This is a genomic window from Aureibacillus halotolerans, assembly GCF_004363045.1.
Taxonomy (GTDB): Bacteria; Bacillota; Bacilli; order Bacillales; family DSM-28697; genus Aureibacillus; species Aureibacillus halotolerans.
In genome coordinates, this window is the sequence record NZ_SNYJ01000007.1 from 113665 (window position 1) to 131859 (window position 18195).

Here is an 18195-nt window from a genome sequence, read left to right on the forward strand (position 1 = left end):
AATAAACGAACATGACACCCGACGTCATGTTCGTTTTCATATAGTAGCAGTCGAATTGCTGTCAGCTAAGTTCACATGAAATGATTTCAGATGGCATTAAAGCCTTGCTACTTCACCGTGGTAGGGTATATGATAGAAGCAATAAGTTCTTTAATGAAGAAAGGAATGTACATATGACTGCAAACTTAGATACGCTAGCGATTAATACGATTCGAACGCTTTCAATTGATGCAATCGAGAAAGCTAATTCAGGTCACCCTGGGTTGCCAATGGGGGCTGCTCCAATGGCCTACAAGCTTTGGAAAGATTATCTTAACATTTCGCCTAAACAACCAAAGTGGTTTAATCGAGATCGCTTTGTTTTATCAGCAGGTCATGGCTCGATGCTACTTTATAGCATGCTGCATTTGTCTGGGTTTGATGTAACCATTGATGACTTAAAGCAATTCCGTCAATGGGGCAGCCGCACGCCAGGACATCCTGAAGTTGGTTATACAGATGGTGTAGAAGCGACGACAGGTCCACTAGGACAAGGGATTTCAAACGCCGTTGGTATGGCGATGGCTGAGCGCCACCTTGCGTCAACATACAACCGCGACGGCTATCCTGTTGTTGATCATTTTACTTATACGATCTGCAGTGATGGCGACATTATGGAAGGTGTTAGTGCAGAGGCAGCTTCCCTAGCAGGTCATTTGAAGCTTGGCCGTTTGATAGCTTTATATGATTCCAATGACATTTCACTTGATGGTGACCTAAATAGATCATTTTCTGAAAGTGTTGAAGATCGCTATAAAGCCTATGGCTGGCAAGTCATTCGCGTTGAAGATGGCAATGACCTTGATGCAATTGGTAAAGCGATTGAAGCCGCACAAAACGAAACGAATAAGCCAACGCTTATCGAAATCAAAACAGTGATTGGTTATGGATCTCCGAATAAATCCGGAAGCAGTGCATCGCATGGTTCAGCGCTTGGCGTGGACGAAGTAAAGCTCACAAAAGAGGCGTACAAGTGGACATATGAAGAAGATTTTCATGTGCCTGATGAAGTGTATACGAATGTCCGTGATGCGATCGTTTCAGCTGGTGAAAAGAAAGTGGCAGAATGGGATTCGTTGTTCGCTTCTTATAAAAACGACTTTCCAGAGCTTGCGGCACAGCTTGAGCTAGCGATCGATGGAAAGCTCCCTGAAGGTTGGGAAAAAGCGTTGCCTACGTATAGTGTTGATGATAAGGCAGCCGCTACTCGGGCGACTTCTGGTGAAGCCATTAATGCCATTGCAAATGCTGTTCCACAATTTTGGGGCGGTTCCGCTGACCTAGCTGGATCGAATAAAACTGAGGTTAATGGTCAAGAAGACTTTACAGCTGAAAACTACGCGGGCAAGAACATTTGGTTTGGTGTACGTGAGCATGCCATGGGTTCTGCGATGAATGGAATGGCGTTGCACGGTGGATTAAAGCCTTATGGCGGTACGTTCTTCGTCTTCTCGGATTATTTACGTCCGGCCATCCGTTTAGCTGCCATTTCACACTTGCCTGTCACCTATGTGTTTACACACGATTCGATTGCTGTCGGTGAGGATGGACCAACGCATGAGCCAGTTGAACAGCTTCCAGCGTTACGCGCAATGCCGAATTTAACCGTTTTGCGTCCAGCAGACGGAAATGAAGTACAAGCGGCATGGAAAATCGCAATGGAGTCAACTGACCGACCAACAGCTCTAGTATTGACTAGACAAAACCTTCCAGTGCTTAAAGGGACTGTTGAAAATCGTTATGAAAAGGTTTCTAAAGGGGCCTATACGGTTTCGCCAGCATCCAAAGACATAGCAGATGCATTACTGCTTGCGTCAGGATCTGAAGTAAGCCTTGCCGTTGACGCACAAGAAGCGCTTGCAAAAGACGGCATTGATGTCGCAGTTGTTAGTATGCCTTCTTGGGATTTATTTGAGCAACAATCGGCTGAGTACAAAGAAAGTGTCTTGCCAGCAGCAGTGACAAAGCGTTTTGCAGTTGAGATGGCTCAGCCACTTGGCTGGGAACGTTATACAGGATTAGATAGTGATATTCTCGGGATCACAACGTATGGTGCTTCTGGAGAAGGTGGACGAGTGGTCGCTGAGTATGGCTTTACGACTGAAAATGTCGTTACTCGTGTGAAGGCGCTACTAAAGAAATAAAGTAAAAACGGTTGTCTTTTCGAGGGGCGTCGTTGCCTTCTTAGGCAACGAGCTTCTAAAAAGGTATAGCCAAAAAAGCAGATGAACAGTCTAAAACAGCCCACGGGCGTTTTAGGCTGTTTTTTTAATCGACAAAACTTGTGGTTCTTTGCTGCACAAAAAGACAGGTCTCTTGCCCATCTTCCCGTATACTTTGGACAACCTGTTAGAAACTTATCGTTGCTACTCTATAGCGTAAGCCATTGTTTACAATTTTTCCTGTTAAAAAGGAGGCCTTGGGCGATGTCTGTATATGAAATTTATCTCGTCAAAGAAAGTGTGGCGTACGACTTTTTTGGAAAAGAGCACAAACTGTTCAATCTTTTTCTTGAAAATCAGTATGAAGATTCTACTCTAGCGGCCATTCTTCAAAAACAAGTCACCTATATTACATGTTCTCTTTCCGAACAATTGCTTATTACGTATATCCTTTCGCGAACGTCAGGTGCACGACAACATACGTCTGAACCAAATGTAATCACTTATTATGATACTGCTTCAAAAGGCGCGACACGATTAACCGTTTGTCCAGATCGTGTACTATTGGAATCTGAAGGGTGTTTTTCAGGCGAGATGTCGTTTTTCGAATCGCTCCGTTCGTTTCATGGCTATTTTTTTGCATCTGATTATGAGTCAAGCCGTTTTGGTTGGTTAAAGCCACTCCGACTTAAAAATACACTCCATCCGACGGAACCTGTTGCGACTTCACAACTGATCTAGTACACTTATGGGTAGATGATGTGAAGGAGGATTAGCAACATGTGGTGGATTTACGTTCTTGTGGGCCTAGGTTGCCTGATTGCAGGTGCCGCATTAGGGTTTTTTATTGCCCGCAGATACATGATGAGTTACCTGAAGAAAAACCCGCCGATTAACGAGCAAATGCTTCGAGTGCTCTTAATGCAGATGGGACAAAAACCTTCTCAGAAAAAGATCAATCAGATGATGAAAGCGATGAACAATCAAGCAAAATAAACGGCGTACACCCATCATGAGCTTGTAACAGATGAAAGGGGCTTCCATGAAAGGCATTGACGATTTAATTCTGCAGTCGACGGTAAAAATCATTGCATTTGTCATTTTGGCCTTCTCATTATATTCCTTATTTGCAGGCCATAATGCGACAGGCGGTGGATTTATTGGCGGATTGATGACCTCAGCGGCACTGGTGCTTATCTTTATCAGCTATGGCTATGAGGTGGCAAGACATGTCATCCCCGTCGATTTTAAACGTTTAATTCCAGCAGGATTAGGCATTGCGCTTTTAACGGGAATAGGGTCCTTCGTGTTTCAACAACCTTTTCTAAGTCATACTTATGGCTATTGGGATCTCCCTTTCTTCGGCAAATTTGAATGGGCAACGGCTATGTTGTTTGATTTAGGCGTTTATATAACTGTCGTCGGAGTTACTATGACCATCATTTTATCGATAGCTGAAGATCAATAAAGAGAATGAAGGGGCTTGTTCCAGACGTCATAGCGATGACTCATGGGACAGGCTCTTTTTAATGTGGAGTCTCTTTGAACAAGCCTTTAGGGGTATGGTATACTGGCAAAAGACCTTTTATTGAAGGAAGGGATTTTTATGGAAGTGGTCATTGCAACCATTGTTGCAGTATGTATGGCACTTATTGCAATTATGATTCGACTAAAGGCTGCAGCAAAGCCAGCGAGTTTAAAGAAAATCCTCTTGCCTCCGCTTTTTATGAGTACGGGCTTTTTAATGTTTACCCAACCGATGTTCCATATTTCTTTAAGTAATGCATTGGAAGCCTTTATCGTTGGGGCTTTGTTTTCAATTGTCTTGATAAAAACATCCCGGTTTGAAGTGCGTGATGAAAAAATTTATCTAAAACGTTCTCGTGCGTTTCCTTTTATATTACTAGGGTTGCTTGTATTCCGGATTATACTGAAGCTCGTTTTGGGTCAATACATTGAATGGGAAGCCCTCAGTGGCATGTTCTTTATTCTAGCCTTCGGTATGCTTCTCCCATGGCGTCTTTCCATGTTCATCAAGTTCAAACGTGTTGAAAAAACGGTAATACCTCCGCCAACGCCAGTATCATAATCTACCCTGAAACAAACAAAAAGGATGCTTCTTAAGTAAGGAGGCATCCTTTTTGTGATTGTAGAAAAAGCTGTATAATGGACAGGCAACAAATTCAAACGACATGATGGCGCTTAAAAATACTGCTCGTATGGAGCGACATCTATATTTTGCTTAGCAAGCGTTTTTCGTAAATATTTATGATCTCGCTTTGGTGTGGCAAGTATATACCCTTCAATGATGAGACCTTCTGTCATCTGTGAAGAGTGGCGCTCAAGGGCAATTTGCCCAATTTTCCCTGCGATTTTCTCACGTGCAATATCACGAAACAATTCAGGAACTGGCTTAACAAGCTCTTCTAGTAGATGTTTTTGTTTGTCAGACCAGAGATTTTTTGTTTGCTGTATATAATAGTCCTGCCAATCTAGTATTGATTTTCCATCATCCTTAGGAAGGCGCTTTAAAAATTTCCGAAACATGAAAAAGCCACCGATAAACATAAAAACGATCATAAACAATCCCCAACTAAGAATGAACCACCCGAACCATCCATCGAACTCCATGTCTTACCCTCCCATCCCCACGGTATTGTCGCTAAAAATAGCTTACCAAATAGAAGACAGGACAGGCAATCCTTTTATGACTGTTTTACGAACGATGCCATAGAAAGATAAAAAAAGATGGCTCTTCTAAACTCAATGGAATGGCTGTTTGAAGTAGAGGTTCTGTGGGAAGACAAACCATATCGGTCCGTAATGTTGTCGTGATAAACAAGAAAGGCTCCTGCCAATCGAATGAAATGAATTGTTCATTTTCCCATTTTTCGATTTCAAGCTGAAGGAACTCGTCTGATAAATAAAGATGAGAGGAGGGAGACCAAGGATCCACAATAATGCATCTCCTTTTTCCCTATCCTATGCAAGCGCGGCGAGAAGTGCCGAATATGAAAAAAATTCCGATGAAGCAGGGCATCGCACAAAGCCATGCTTTTAAATAACGCAATCCGAACTCGATCTTTCGCTGCCTGTGAAGCAGATGATTTTCGGGAACCTGATGACTCAATTTTCGAACCTTAATTTCGGGGACACTCATAGAAATAGATGGATAAACCTACAATTTATTGTTGCATTTTATACAAGCTGCTATACGCTCGCTTTCATTCTAAAGGGCACAAGCGCAACATCGACTCCAAATGCTCTCGTCGTGTTTTCTTTGCACCCTAAATAGGTGGGACCGGGAAATAAAAAAATTTACTCAGGAAACATCAGCGTAGTCAAAATACGCAGACTCCTGCGGCAAAGAAAACACGACGAAGTCTTTTTGAGTCGATGTTGCACTTGTACCCTTTAGGGTGGAACAGCGCGAGCTGAAGATCCCCTTGGAAAGCTTTTGCTTTCCGAGGAAGCTGAAGCCGTGCCCGCGGAAGCGAAGTATTTTGACGAAGCGGTCGAATACTTATTAGCTTATCGTTCAATAGACAACTTAAATCAAAAAGCGGTTTGTACACAAAACTGAGTTACTTAAGAACCTTCCCCTTGATTAGCTTTCGTATGATTAGCTTGTTTCACTTTTTTTGAACCGCTAAGAGGCTTTTGTGAGTTTGCTTCCTTTTTGTTAGACGCTTTCAATTGCTTCACCTCCATTCAGGTATTCATGAAACTTATCGCTCTTCATAAAAGAGTTGAAATTTACTTATGATAGAGAATCATGTAAGATAGTAAAGGGTTTATAATAATTATAAACACGATCACTGTAAGCGAAATTGCTGGAAAAGGAGGGATTCCCATGGGTATAGATTCGTATCAAGCAAAAAAGACTTTCGAATCAAGTGGGAAAACGTATACGTACTATGATTTGCACGCTTTGGAGCGTGAAGGGTTCGGTAACATCTCTAACTTGCCTTTTTCTATCCGCGTATTGCTCGAATCCGTACTCCGTCAGGAAGACGGCAGAGTCATCACTAAAGAACATGTGGAAAATCTGGCGCATTGGGGCACAGCAAAACAACAAGAAATCGATGTCCCATTTAAGCCATCTCGCGTCATCTTGCAGGACTTTACTGGTGTCCCAGCTGTTGTTGATTTGGCTGCACTACGTAAAGCGATGGCAGATCTCGGGGGAGACCCAAATCAAATCAATCCAGAGAAACCGGTTGATCTTGTTATTGACCACTCTGTACAGGTTGATCGATTCGGCACTCCGGAAGCGCTTAAATACAATATGGAAATGGAATTCCAACGTAATGCAGAGCGTTATCAATTTCTAAGCTGGGCACAAAAAGCGTTTGACAACTACAGAGCAGTTCCACCAGCAACAGGGATTGTCCACCAGGTCAATCTGGAATATCTAGCAGATGTTGTCCACGCTGAAGAAAGCGCAGATGGAATTGAAGCGTATCCAGACACACTTGTTGGAACAGATTCCCACACTACGATGATCAATGGCATCGGCGTTCTTGGTTGGGGCGTGGGTGGCATTGAGGCCGAAGCAGGCATGCTTGGGCAGCCATCGTATTTTCCTGTACCTGAAGTAGTAGGTGTGAAATTCGTAGGTGCGATGCCTCCAGGAACGACAGCAACAGACCTCGCACTTAAGGTCACACAAATTTTGCGTGAGAAAAAAGTGGTTGGCAAATTTGTCGAGTTCTTTGGACCAGGTCTAGCCGAAATGCCTTTGGCTGACCGTGCGACAATTTCCAACATGGCACCTGAGTATGGCGCAACATGTGGATTTTTCCCTGTTGACGACGAGGCATTGGCTTACATGCGCCTCACTGGTCGTGATGAAAACCAGGTGAAACTCGTTGAAGATTATTGTAAGCAAAACGGCTTATTTTATACATCAGATCAAGCAGATCCAAAGTTTACAGAACTTGTTGAAATTGATCTTACGACGCTTGAACCTAGCCTTTCAGGACCTAAACGTCCACAAGACTTGATTGAGCTGAAGCATATGCAGGAAGAGTTCAAAAAAGCGCTCACTGCACCTGCCGGCAACCAAGGTTTTGGTCTTTCGCCTGAGGAGATTAAACGTACGGCTACGGTCGAACATCCAGACGGAACGAAGGCTGAGATGCAGACAGGCGCGGTAGCAATCGCGGCAATTACAAGCTGTACAAACACATCAAACCCATACGTAATGCTTGGTGCTGGTTTGTTGGCGAAAAAAGCTGTTGAAAAAGGGCTTAAAGTGCCTTCTTATGTCAAAACTTCCCTTGCTCCAGGATCAAAAGTAGTTACAGGGTATCTCGAGGATAGCGGCCTTATGCCATACCTCAACGACCTTGGTTTTAACCTTGTTGGGTACGGGTGTACGACATGTATCGGAAACTCAGGGCCTCTTGCCGAAGAGGTTGAAAAGGCGATCAGTGAAACTGACTTGACCGTTTCTTCTGTTCTCTCAGGAAACCGTAACTTTGAAGGACGAATTCACCCACTCGTTAGGGCCAACTATTTAGCGTCACCACCACTTGTTGTTGCGTATGCATTGGCAGGTTCCGTAGATGTTGACCTGCAAAACGACCCAATCGGTACAACAGAAGCTGGTGAAAAAGTTTACTTTAAAGACATTTGGCCAGACAGCAATGAAATTAAGGCTGAAGTTGAAAAAGTAGTCACACCAGAGCTCTTTAAGAAGGAATATGAGCGTGTATTTGATGACAACGAACGTTGGAATGCGATCGAAACAACGGATCAGCCTTTGTACAAATGGGATGAAAGCTCAACGTACATTCAAAATCCGCCGTTCTTCGTCAATCTTTCAAAAGACCCAGAGCCTGTAAAGCCTTTGACAGGTCTTCGTGCGGTTGGCAAGTTCGGTGATTCTGTGACAACAGACCACATTTCACCGGCCGGCGCGATTGCAAAAGACTCTCCAGCAGGGAAGTACTTGCAGGAAAATGGCGTACGTCCAATTGACTTTAACTCATACGGTTCCCGTCGAGGCAACCATGAAGTTATGATGCGCGGAACGTTTGCGAACATCCGTATTAAAAACCAGCTTGCCCCAGGCACTGAAGGCGGTTATACAACGTATTGGCCTACAGGCGACGTGATGCCTATCTTTGACGCGTGCATGAAGTATCAGGAGAGCAATACAGGACTCCTAGTTATGGCTGGAAAAGATTACGGCATGGGCAGCTCACGTGACTGGGCAGCAAAAGGCACAAACCTACTCGGCATTAAAACCGTTATTGCTGAAAGCTTTGAACGGATTCACCGCAGCAACCTTGTGCTCATGGGTGTGCTTCCGTTACAGTTTAAAGACGGTGATAGCGCAGAATCTCTTGGTCTTAATGGCACAGAAACATTTGAAGTGACTGTTGGTGAAGACGTTAAGCCACGCGACTTTGTCTCTGTAAAAGCGACGGATGAGCAAGGCAATGTGAAGCAGTTTGACGTACTCGTACGCTTTGATAGTGAAGTGGAGATTGATTACTATCGCCACGGAGGCATCCTTCAGATGGTTCTACGTGACAGACTAGCATCGATCTAATACGAGGAACAATGAAAACGTCGGCGCTTGAAGCCGGCGTTTTTCATATATACATCAAAAATTTCAATGACCGTATTTTTATGACATTTTTGTGACGACCGTCTATAAAAACAAAATTAAGGGAATACTATAATGAACAGCACAGAAAGGGGAGTAAACCGTTATGAGAAGAATAAAACGTTCATTAAATGATTTGATTTCTGAAAACAGAGAATCCTTATTGAAGGACCGGCTCGCAATGGAAAAAATAGAATCAAAAATAGATCAAAAACATACCAATCGCGTACGAACATCTTAAACTTGAGTGCATTGATGGGTAAACCGAACATTCGTTCTTTTGGAGGCGAATGTTTTTCTATTTAAATACAACAAAGTAAAGGGAACGAACTTCACACCATAAAATTCGGACATATCGAGCTTATCAAAGTGCTCGATGCTTAGTGTCACTATTCAGGATTAAACAGAACAGGAACATTCGTTCGTGGAAGCTGTTTAGCGCACCACATACGAACAACGAGACAGACGATTGTCTGTCTTTTTTGTGTTCACAAAAGGTTTAGCTTAGAGGATGGAAGAAATCTGTCTGAACTAATAAAATTTCGGGTAGGAGCCCTAAATTAGCCTTTATTCATTATAGTGATTGACTTCTGCGAATTTACACGCATATAATTAACATAATCAATATATGAATGATTGATCATATGTGTATTTATAGTTCGTTTAGAGAGGTGAATCATGAGTACAACTCAAGAAACAGTTCAGCGAGAATGGATACTTGAAGGGCTTGATTGTGCCAACTGTGCTAGAAAGATAGAGAACGGCGTACAAAAGGTGAATGGAGTAACCTCCTGTAATGTAAATTTTATAACAAAGAAATTGACGTTAGAAACTGAGGGAAAGATGCTCGAATTTGTAACCGAGAGCGTACGCAAAAAAGTCAAAAGCCTTGAGCCGCATATTCAGATAATTGATGCAGCCGCAGGAAAACGGGCAAATGCACGTGTCAAAAGCGCAGGACAAATGGAGTCCGGTCAAGCCGGGCATTTGCATAGCAGCCATGATCACAGCCAAAGGGATGACGATCATGTCCATGGGCAAGGGACAACACGTAAAACGATCTATCGTCTAATCGCCGCAGCTGTAATGGCAGTAATTGCGTATTTGTTTACTGACCAATACTGGCTGTCGTTCGCGTTCTATGTGGTTGCTTACGTGGTCATCGGTGGGGACATTCTCTTGCAGGCTGGACGCAATCTGGTCAGAGGCCAGTTGTTTGATGAGTACTTCTTAATGTCGGTAGCGACTTTAGCCGCCTTTTCAATTGGTGAATACCCTGAGGGCGTGGCTGTTATGTTATTTTATCAGATTGGTGAGATGTTCCAGGGAATTGCAGTCAATCGCTCGCGTAATTCAATTACATCTCTCTTAGATATCCGGCCGGATGCTGCCAACTTGCTTAAGAACGGCGAAGTACAACGTGTCTCTCCAGAAGATGTCCAGGTTGGTGACCATATCCAGGTTAGACCAGGCGAAAAAATTCCGCTTGATGGCGAAGTGATAACAGGACGCTCCATGGTAGACACCTCGGCACTAACCGGAGAATCTGTTCCACGCAGTGTCGATGAGGGCGAACAAGTATTAAGCGGTATGGTGAACAAAAATGGTGTGCTTGTCGTTGAAGTCAAAAAAGAGTTTGGCGAATCGACAGTATCCAAAATTTTGGAGTTGGTGCAGAACGCGAGCAGCAAGAAAGCGCCAACAGAAAAATTTATTACGAAATTCTCAAGATATTATACGCCTGCCGTCGTCATCATCGCGGCGTTGATGGCAGTAATTCCACCATTAGTACTTGGTGGCGCAACATTTACTGAATGGATTTATCGTGCAACGATTTTCCTTGTGATCTCCTGTCCTTGTGCACTTGTCGTTTCAATCCCCCTCGGATTTTTTGGTGGGATCGGCTCGGCATCTAAAATTGGAGTGCTGATTAAAGGCGGCAATTATCTCGAGGCATTAAATTCAGTGAAATACACTGTGTTTGACAAAACGGGGACGTTGACGAAAGGGTCTTTTAAAGTCACTGGTGTTTTTCCAACCGGCCATCTGAATGAAACCGACCTTTTGGAGACGACCGCTCTAGCTGAACTCCACTCCACTCACCCGATTGCAGAATCAGTCAAAGAGGCTTTTGGTGGGCATCTGGATGCGAGCCGTGTGGACCAATATGAGGAAATCTCTGGCCACGGGATTCAAGCCATTATCGATGGACAGAAGGTGCTTGCGGGAAATGCAAAATTGATGCAACTAGGCGACATCGCCTTTACACAATCTGATAACATCGGTACAGTGGTCCACTTGGCTGTGGACGGAGCTTATGTCGGCCATTTGATTATCGCAGATGAAGTGAAAGGTAATTCTGCAAGTGCCTTGGCTGAGCTGAAGAAACTTGGTGTCAAGAAAAGAATTATGCTTACTGGAGACGCAAAGGCTGTCGCAGAAGCTGTTGGCAAACAGCTTGGATTGGATGAAGTACATGCAGAACTTTTGCCACAGGACAAAGTGAAGAAAGTGGAAGAACTTGTGGCTAGTAAAACAGCGAAAGAGAAGATTCTTTTTGTTGGAGATGGCATTAATGATACGCCTGTACTCGCAAGAGCGGACGTTGGCGTCGCTATGGGTGGGCTTGGCTCGGACGCTGCGATTGAAGCGGCGGATATTGTTATTATGAACGATGACCTTTCCAAGCTGCCTGAAGCGATGATGATTGCTAGGCGCACACGACAGATCGTATGGCAGAATATTATCTTCGCTCTTGGGGTGAAAGCCATGTTTCTAACACTTGGGGCATTTGGAATAGCCACGATGTGGGAAGCTGTTATTGCCGATGTCGGTGTCACGTTGCTCGCTGTGCTTAATGTGATGAGGGTCTTGAAAACAGATAAAATACCGAATCGAGCCGGTGCAGCTTCAGCACAAATGAAGTAAACAGCTCGGTAATCGTTTTTAAAGAGAGTGACGCTGAATAACGCACGGATTCAATTCGTGTTCCGAAAAAAGCAGTCCATTCCTCCTCCGAGGGTGGACTGCTTTACTATTCGTAACAAATGCAGTCAATCTTTTCACCCATTGACTTTCAATTGTTCGAAAATTCTGGTGGGTTGAAGGGTAAGCTGACTAAGATTCCTCCTTGCAGATCGTGAACACGTCTATGTCAATGAAAGTGGTATTTACGAGAGTAGATGTCTCGATCGCTACAACGAAAATGAGCTTGTCACTCCTTAAGTCAAGAGCATTGAACGACATGCTTGGGAAAGACTAAAACCGAAAGGAGGAGAAGTTCATGAGCAATCCAAAAAAACATGCCTCTCAGTTTCAGCCGTCTCATTTAGGAACACAACCGCGTAAAGCCGGCGGAAACAAAGGGGCACAGATGCAGGATAAAACCGATCAGCAACCTGATGTCATTCAAACAAAGGGACATTAAACGACGCATGCGCAAAAACACGTCCGGGTTTCGGACGTGTTTTATAGTGAACTCAATGCCGTCCCCTAAAAGGGCAGATTCGATGAAGAACCCATGGTCTGTATGATAAAATAGTATCGAGTTCTTAAAGGAAGTGACGTTATGATACAAGAAAACAGCACAGATGAGCACTGTACACAGACGATAGATGAGCTCATTCAAGCACTATCTGAAAATAAGCATGATCATAAACAGCAAGCTCATGTGCTTGTCAGGTTGGCTAATAGAATTGCATTAGAAGGTCAATATACAGCGTTACAATCGTATTTAAACACACAAGCTCTAGCCTTAGATGAGTCCAATGAACACGCCTCTCTTTGGCAAGAACGCAAAGCCCTTGAACAAATCCGTGAAGCTCTGGATGAAATGGATTGGCCAGAAATTCGTCAAACCGATCATCCATCAACAAAACGTAGAAAGATTGTGGCAGCTGGCGAACGTGCACTTAAGGTAGAAGAGCATTTAACGAAGGCAACACCACGTGTTCTTTCAGAGCAAACGAAAGAGCAAATGAACCGCTTGCTTGCCAACGTTCAGCAAATACAGCGTTTGGCTCAAGAGTACGCAGAGAATTTCACCCGCACGATGGAGGGAAAAACAGCGTTAACGGAGTTCATGTCATTTCTTAACGAGGCAATGGCAGGAAGTACGGCGCTTGAACATGTATTGCCGTCATATACAGAGGAGCCTGTCTCAACAGATCTCATCGGTCTTGAACAAATTAAAACGAGAATGGCGCAGCTACAGCATTACGCATCGTTTATGCAGCGACGCCAGGAAAAGGGGCTTAAAACCACAGACCCTCTTGCTCTTGATGTGATATTAACGGGAAATCCAGGCACTGGGAAAACTACGCTCGCTCGTTTGCTTGCAAAGCAATATTATGAGGCAGGACTGATTGCGAAGCCAGATGTGATTGAGGTGCATCGTGGGCATCTTGTAGGCGAGTATGTTGGGCAATCGGAAGAGAAAACGATGCAAGCCGTTCGGAAGGCAGAGGGTGGCGTTCTGTTTATCGATGAAGCGTACAGTCTGAAAAGGGAAGGACAGTCGCAAAATGATTATGGGCAAGCCGTTGTTGATACACTTGTTTCAGCAATGACGAGCGATGAGCACCGTGGCACATTTGTTGTCGTACTTGCCGGATACCCGACAGAGATGCGTCAGCTCCTTTGGGCAAACCCTGGGCTTTCAAGTCGTTTCCCAGCTTCGAATCGGTTCCACGTCGACGACTATTCGACAGAAGAATTACTGAAAATAGGGTCCCATATGGCGATGCAAGAAGGGTTTTTGCTTGATGGGAGTGCGTATATCGAATTGAAGCAACGCATTCATGACGAACAGGTGGATGAAAGCTTTGGAAATGCAAGGAGTGTAAAGCAGATTGTATCCAACGCAATTTTTCATAAAAGTACTCGTACGAGCACGCATGAAAATGATGTGCTGCCGTTCATTTTGCTTGAAGGGGAAGATTTTAAGCGGGAGCAAATCGCCTCATCTGCACCTGAAGAAGATTTACGCGAACTCGTCGGACTTCATGAGGTGAAGCAAGAGGTTCTCAAAGTGATAAAGCTTGCTGAACTTCAACAAGTACGGCGTGAACGCGGCATTTCAATCCCACCAGTCCAATTTCATGCAGTGTTCACAGGACCACCCGGAACTGGAAAAACAACGGTGGCGAAAGTGTATGCACAACTTTTAAGATCGACGTCTATGCTGAAGCGAGGACATCTCGTCATAGCTTCTAGAGCTGATTTAATTGCACCGTATGTTGGGCAAACGGCCACGCAAACAAGGAAAAAGGTGCGAGAAGCTCTTGGTGGTGTGTTGTTCATTGACGAGGCCTATGCCTTAGTAAATGGAACGTCAGGCGATTATGGCAAGGAAGCAGTTGACACGCTTGTTGATGAAATGACTCGACACAACGAAAACCTCGTCATTATTATGGCTGGCTATTCGGCTGAAATGCAGCTGCTTCTGCAAGCAAACCCAGGTTTTTCAGGTCGTTTTAAACGCCATCTACATTTTTCGCCTTATACATCTTCAGAGCTATATGAAATCTTCACGAAGCAAGCCTCTAAGGCTGGTTATGAATTGGCGGAAGATGAGGGCGATGAGATAGTCAATCTCTTTCCGAATGAGCCAATAAAAGACAATGCTCGGTGGGCAGAAAACGTGTTAAATGAAGCCATTCTAGTCCAAGCAAGTCGGCTTGCGGAGGTACACACTGAGGTAGGTATGTTATCAGACAAAGAATTAGCTACGCTCACTGTTAGTGACATTGCAGCTGCTATTCAAAAACAATCCCTGTAGGAAGTGAAAACAATGCACAAAACAACCTCACGAATTCAAATTCGGTATGGAGAAACGGATCAAATGGGTGTTGTATATCACGCCAATTATGTTATTTACTTAGAGATTGGCCGCACTGATTTTTTAGCTTCATTAGGATTCAAATACAATGAAATGGAAGAGTCGGGATATGTATCTCCTGTATTGTCGATTGATGTGCACTACAAAAAAGCGCTTCGCTATGGAGATACCGCTACAGTGTACACCTGGTTGGAAGCCTATGATGGCCTAAAGATGACTTATGGGTACACTATAGTCAATGAAAATGGGGAAACGGCGGTTGCGGCAAAAAGCGTGCATCTATGTGTAACGAGGGAAGGGTTTCGACCTGTACGTGTGCGAACAGCGTTCCCTGAGCTCAATAAAGCCTACAAGCTCGTCTTAGAAGGGGATGCGTAATGGCCTTTGGAATTAAACGTCATGAGCTTATGCACTGGAAGCGAGCGGTTGCTCGAGGTGAAATCGCATTTTTGACACATTATTGGATTCACCCTGACAAGGATGATGTTCGAACAATTACAAAGGCAGGCTGTAGAGATGTTGACAAACTTGTAAAGTGGGGAGCCACGTACGGCTTAAAAAAAGAGTGGATACACTTCAGAGAAGCGTACCCACACTTTGATCTTTTTGGTCATATCCAATGGACGGTTTTGAAAAGGGAAGGCCTTGACAGTCACCTTGTTCGATTTCAAATTAAGAAGGAAATAGACACGCTGTAGTCATCATACATCAAACATATTTTTAAGCAGGTTCCGGAAATGTAAAGGCAAGCTCGTCTGTTGATTCGTCAAACTTGACCTCTAGGTCGTGTGAATCAAAAAACCATTCGTCCGTTTGTTCTACAAAAAACAAGATATTATCCCGCGTTGTTTCTGCGACTGGATCTTTTGGTATAGTCACATCAACACCAAGCGAGAAGTTGCTTTGTACAGAGCTACAGCCACCATAGCGGACGAAAAAACGGACTTGTGATTGGTCGCTAACACCCATTTCATCCTTAAACCATTCAAGCGCTTGATTGGAAACGTCTATTTTCATTGCACACACTCCCTGTGAAAATACATTCGATGTTCTTCTTCTAGTTTAGTGCAACAACGCCAAAAGCAAAAGTGTTTTGCTTTTGGCAGCTTTATTGCGTTGTCGAAACAGCTACCCTTGTCTCGTATTATTTGTCTCGGTAAAGATAGTTGAACCAGAAATTTCAATGACCGTATTGCGATAGAAAAGCTTAAAAAGTATACAAAGAAAGCTAATTAAAAGAAGCGCTACTCCTTCAAGCGATACTAAATACCATGGGTACGGACCTAGCACATCTAATAGTGATCCTTGCAACGGCTTATGTGAGACAAAAAAATAATTGCCTCCAGTGATGACATTAACGAGAAATGCACTCGCAGCTAATACGTTTAGAACGCCCCATGCTTGTAAAATAGCACGCCACTGCAATACAACACGCTTCGTCCAGAAAAGATGCAGGTTGGCAGCCAAAATCCCAATATGAGCAATAAAAAATTGATAAAAACGAAAATGATCATAGCCATAAAATAGTTCTGGCGTCAGAACGGCTTGAATAGCTCCTGAAATGGCCAATAAAAAAATGATTGGTGCCAGCCACTTGCTTGGACGCCAAAGCATCCATACGGTCCCATACAGCATCAGACTGCATAAATTATAGGGGAGTGTTGTGGCAGGATTCCATGCCCCTGTCGCTAAATACCAGACATACAGCGCGCCATCCATGACAAGCAGAATGCCAATCCAAATGTGTCTCCAAGTACGATCATTTTTCAAAAGCACCCGCCGACAATGAAATTGAAAGAAAAAGATCATACATGTGAGCACAAGAACAATGATATGTGCTAAGCTCCCGAACTCAAATCCAGTCGATTCGAGCGAAAAAAAACGATCTATCATGAGGGATCCACCTTTGATTTATTTGATACCAACGTAAACATAAGGAAAGCGGTCGAAATGATTTACTCATTTCGGCCGCTTTCCTTATTCAAAGAAAAACGCTGTATACATGTGGAGGACGTATTGTTCATTGTAAAACGTCGATCTTATTCTCCCAAAGCATCATTAAAATCAAGCAATTCATCAATACTACGTAGCGTTTTATGAGGCTTCCCAGAAGCAACGTCTTCTGCTGTATGGAATAGCTCTAATGAAAATTCCTCTGAATCACCGACGGTATGCGTCACAAACTTTACATTTGATTGCTCCCTATTCATTGTCATTGCTCCTTTAATGTGTATTTTTGATCGATGTTTGATGAACAAAATTTACTGCCGCCAAAGCGTTGGTTCAATGGAGTGCAACGCGCCTTTGTCTAACAAAAAGCAGTCATATTTAATATACGTAAATCAACATAGGTTTATGAATTCGCTTAATTGTGACAATTAAGCGAACTCGTATGTTACATTAAAAGCGGCTATTAAGCTCTAACCATTCGGAGAGAGCTTAATATTGCTATCACTTTCAAAAGACGTTAAGTTGTTAAGGAAAAAGTATAAGCGTACTAAGCTTCTAACGAAAGCTAAGTATTGCTAACATTTATACCTTAATTGGCAATAAAAATCAAGGGACAAATGAGCAGATTATTGCCCAAATTGGTTGAGCATATCATAGAATGAGATGAGGAAGCGATAAAACATCATGTCAGAAGGCGCAAGTTCTCGTTTCTTTGTCACGATAACGCCAACTGACCTTGATAAATCTGGCTCCGAAATGTTCATTCGTTTCGTTTCTCTCGGAACATTATCACTTAAAGACATTTCTGGAAGCAAGGTAATGCCAAGACCCGCAGCAACAAGCCCTTTAATCGTATCGGCATCATCTCCTTCAAAAGAGATATGTGGTTTAAAGCCGATATGCTTGCAGGCATCAAAAAATAAATCTCTCATTGAAAAGCCATTTGAAAAGGTGACAAAATGTTCACTTCGCAATTCATCAAGGCGCAATGAAGGCTTTCCTGCTAATGGATGATTTAATGGAAGGAGAGCGAGAATCTTTTCTGAGAAAAAAATATGCCCAGTTACATCAGGATGATGCTTTGGCACTGGAGATACAAGAGCGATATCGATCTCACCAGACACAACCTTTTCGAGCAACTGCTCATGAGTCCCTTGCTTCAAATGAAAGCCAATGTCTGGATGCTGCTCCTTAAAGGAAGCAATCGCAAACGTAAGCGTTTTTGGGGCCAATGTATTTGGAAAGCCTAAATGGATTTGTCCAGATTCTGGATTTAGAAATTCATCAACTTTTCTTTTCGCAAGTTCGATCTCATCAAGGGCTGCTTGTGCATGCTCCATAAATAAGGCGCCAGCTTTTGTTAGTTTTACATTCCTTCCTTCTCGGGTAAATAATTGTACGCCGAGTTCTTCTTCTAGGTTTGTAATTTGCCGACTGACTGCAGATTGGGCGACGTGCATATGAATTGCTGCTTCTGTGACATGCTCACGTTTGGCCACTTCTATAAAGTATTTTAGCTGTCTGAGTTCCATTTATATCACCCAATCATTAATTCATATCAAAAATAGATCAATTGCATCTAATTT

At 43.4% G+C, this 18195-nt stretch carries 19 protein-coding genes; 12 read left to right on the forward strand and 7 right to left on the reverse strand.

Going from position 1 to position 18195, the window contains the following annotated elements; all coding sequences use genetic code 11:
- Positions 1–173 precede the first annotated feature (173 nt).
- The 5 genes from tkt (at position 174) to EV213_RS10145 (ending at position 4290) form a co-directional block, all read left to right on the forward strand.
- Entirely contained in the window at positions 174–2183 is a 2010-nt protein-coding gene (gene tkt, locus EV213_RS10125; RefSeq protein WP_133580416.1) for a transketolase, read from the forward strand.
- A 282-nt stretch (positions 2184–2465) separates the two neighbouring features.
- Positions 2466–2942: a sporulation inhibitor of replication protein SirA gene (gene sirA / locus EV213_RS10130; protein WP_166639250.1), complete on the forward strand. Its 477-nt coding sequence runs from the start codon at positions 2466–2468 to the stop codon at positions 2940–2942.
- Positions 2943–2981: 39 nt separating this feature from the next.
- Positions 2982–3197: a YneF family protein gene (locus EV213_RS10135; protein ID WP_133580418.1), complete on the forward strand. Its 216-nt coding sequence runs from the start codon at positions 2982–2984 to the stop codon at positions 3195–3197.
- 46 nt (positions 3198–3243) lie between these two features.
- Positions 3244–3669 (forward strand): Na(+)/H(+) antiporter subunit B, encoded by a 426-nt coding sequence (locus EV213_RS10140; RefSeq protein WP_133580419.1) that lies wholly within the window; start codon positions 3244–3246, stop codon positions 3667–3669.
- Positions 3670–3807: 138 nt separating this feature from the next.
- Positions 3808–4290, forward strand: coding sequence for a CcdC family protein (locus EV213_RS10145; protein ID WP_133580420.1), 483 nt, complete (start codon positions 3808–3810; stop codon positions 4288–4290).
- Between the two features lie 113 nt (positions 4291–4403).
- On the opposite strand, the gene EV213_RS10150 is transcribed toward EV213_RS10145, so the two are convergent.
- The 3 genes from EV213_RS10150 to EV213_RS10160 form a co-directional block, all read right to left on the reverse strand.
- Positions 4404–4832, reverse strand: a complete 429-nt coding sequence (locus EV213_RS10150; protein WP_133580421.1) for a DUF2621 family protein — start codon at positions 4830–4832, stop codon at positions 4404–4406.
- Between the two features lie 85 nt (positions 4833–4917).
- Entirely contained in the window at positions 4918–5157 is a 240-nt protein-coding gene (locus EV213_RS10155) for a hypothetical protein (protein ID WP_133580422.1), read from the reverse strand.
- 632 nt (positions 5158–5789) lie between these two features.
- On the reverse strand, positions 5790–5897 hold the full coding sequence (locus EV213_RS10160) for a small acid-soluble spore protein P (protein WP_424923041.1): 108 nt from the start codon (positions 5895–5897) through the stop codon (positions 5790–5792).
- 157 nt (positions 5898–6054) lie between these two features.
- Here EV213_RS10160 and acnA point away from each other — a divergent pair, with 157 nt between their 5' ends.
- From acnA to EV213_RS10195, 7 genes are all read left to right on the forward strand, one after another.
- A complete protein-coding gene (acnA, locus tag EV213_RS10165) occupies positions 6055–8763 on the forward strand; it encodes an aconitate hydratase AcnA (RefSeq protein ID WP_133580424.1) in 2709 nt (902 codons plus the stop codon).
- A 163-nt stretch (positions 8764–8926) separates the two neighbouring features.
- The gene (locus EV213_RS10170) at positions 8927–9061 is read left to right on the forward strand and encodes an FbpB family small basic protein (RefSeq protein WP_133580425.1); all 135 of its coding nucleotides are present in this window, start codon (positions 8927–8929) and stop codon (positions 9059–9061) included.
- 437 nt (positions 9062–9498) lie between these two features.
- A complete protein-coding gene (locus EV213_RS10175; protein ID WP_133580426.1) occupies positions 9499–11748 on the forward strand; it encodes a heavy metal translocating P-type ATPase in 2250 nt (749 codons plus the stop codon).
- A 355-nt stretch (positions 11749–12103) separates the two neighbouring features.
- Positions 12104–12247, forward strand: a complete 144-nt coding sequence (locus EV213_RS10180) for an acid-soluble spore protein N (protein WP_133580427.1) — start codon at positions 12104–12106, stop codon at positions 12245–12247.
- Between the two features lie 141 nt (positions 12248–12388).
- Complete coding sequence (locus EV213_RS10185; RefSeq protein ID WP_133580428.1) at positions 12389–14599, forward strand: AAA family ATPase; 2211 nt, start codon at positions 12389–12391, stop codon at positions 14597–14599.
- A gap of 12 nt (positions 14600–14611) precedes the next feature.
- The gene (locus tag EV213_RS10190; RefSeq protein WP_133580429.1) at positions 14612–15037 is read left to right on the forward strand and encodes an acyl-CoA thioesterase; all 426 of its coding nucleotides are present in this window, start codon (positions 14612–14614) and stop codon (positions 15035–15037) included.
- The gene (locus EV213_RS10195; protein ID WP_133580430.1) at positions 15037–15357 is read left to right on the forward strand and encodes a hypothetical protein; all 321 of its coding nucleotides are present in this window, start codon (positions 15037–15039) and stop codon (positions 15355–15357) included. Before EV213_RS10190 ends, EV213_RS10195 begins: the two co-directional genes overlap by 1 nt.
- Positions 15358–15379: 22 nt before the next feature.
- On the opposite strand, the gene EV213_RS10200 is transcribed toward EV213_RS10195, so the two are convergent.
- From EV213_RS10200 to gltC, 4 genes are all read right to left on the reverse strand, one after another.
- Positions 15380–15676, reverse strand: a complete 297-nt coding sequence (locus tag EV213_RS10200; protein WP_133580431.1) for a HesB/YadR/YfhF family protein — start codon at positions 15674–15676, stop codon at positions 15380–15382.
- Between the two features lie 111 nt (positions 15677–15787).
- Positions 15788–16552: a YwaF family protein gene (locus tag EV213_RS10205; protein ID WP_133580432.1), complete on the reverse strand. Its 765-nt coding sequence runs from the start codon at positions 16550–16552 to the stop codon at positions 15788–15790.
- Positions 16553–16698: 146 nt separating this feature from the next.
- The gene (locus tag EV213_RS20720; protein ID WP_166639251.1) at positions 16699–16869 is read right to left on the reverse strand and encodes a hypothetical protein; all 171 of its coding nucleotides are present in this window, start codon (positions 16867–16869) and stop codon (positions 16699–16701) included.
- 366 nt (positions 16870–17235) lie between these two features.
- Positions 17236–18141: a glutamate biosynthesis transcriptional regulator GltC gene (gene gltC, locus EV213_RS10210; protein ID WP_133580433.1), complete on the reverse strand. Its 906-nt coding sequence runs from the start codon at positions 18139–18141 to the stop codon at positions 17236–17238.
- Positions 18142–18195: the final 54 nt, after the last annotated feature.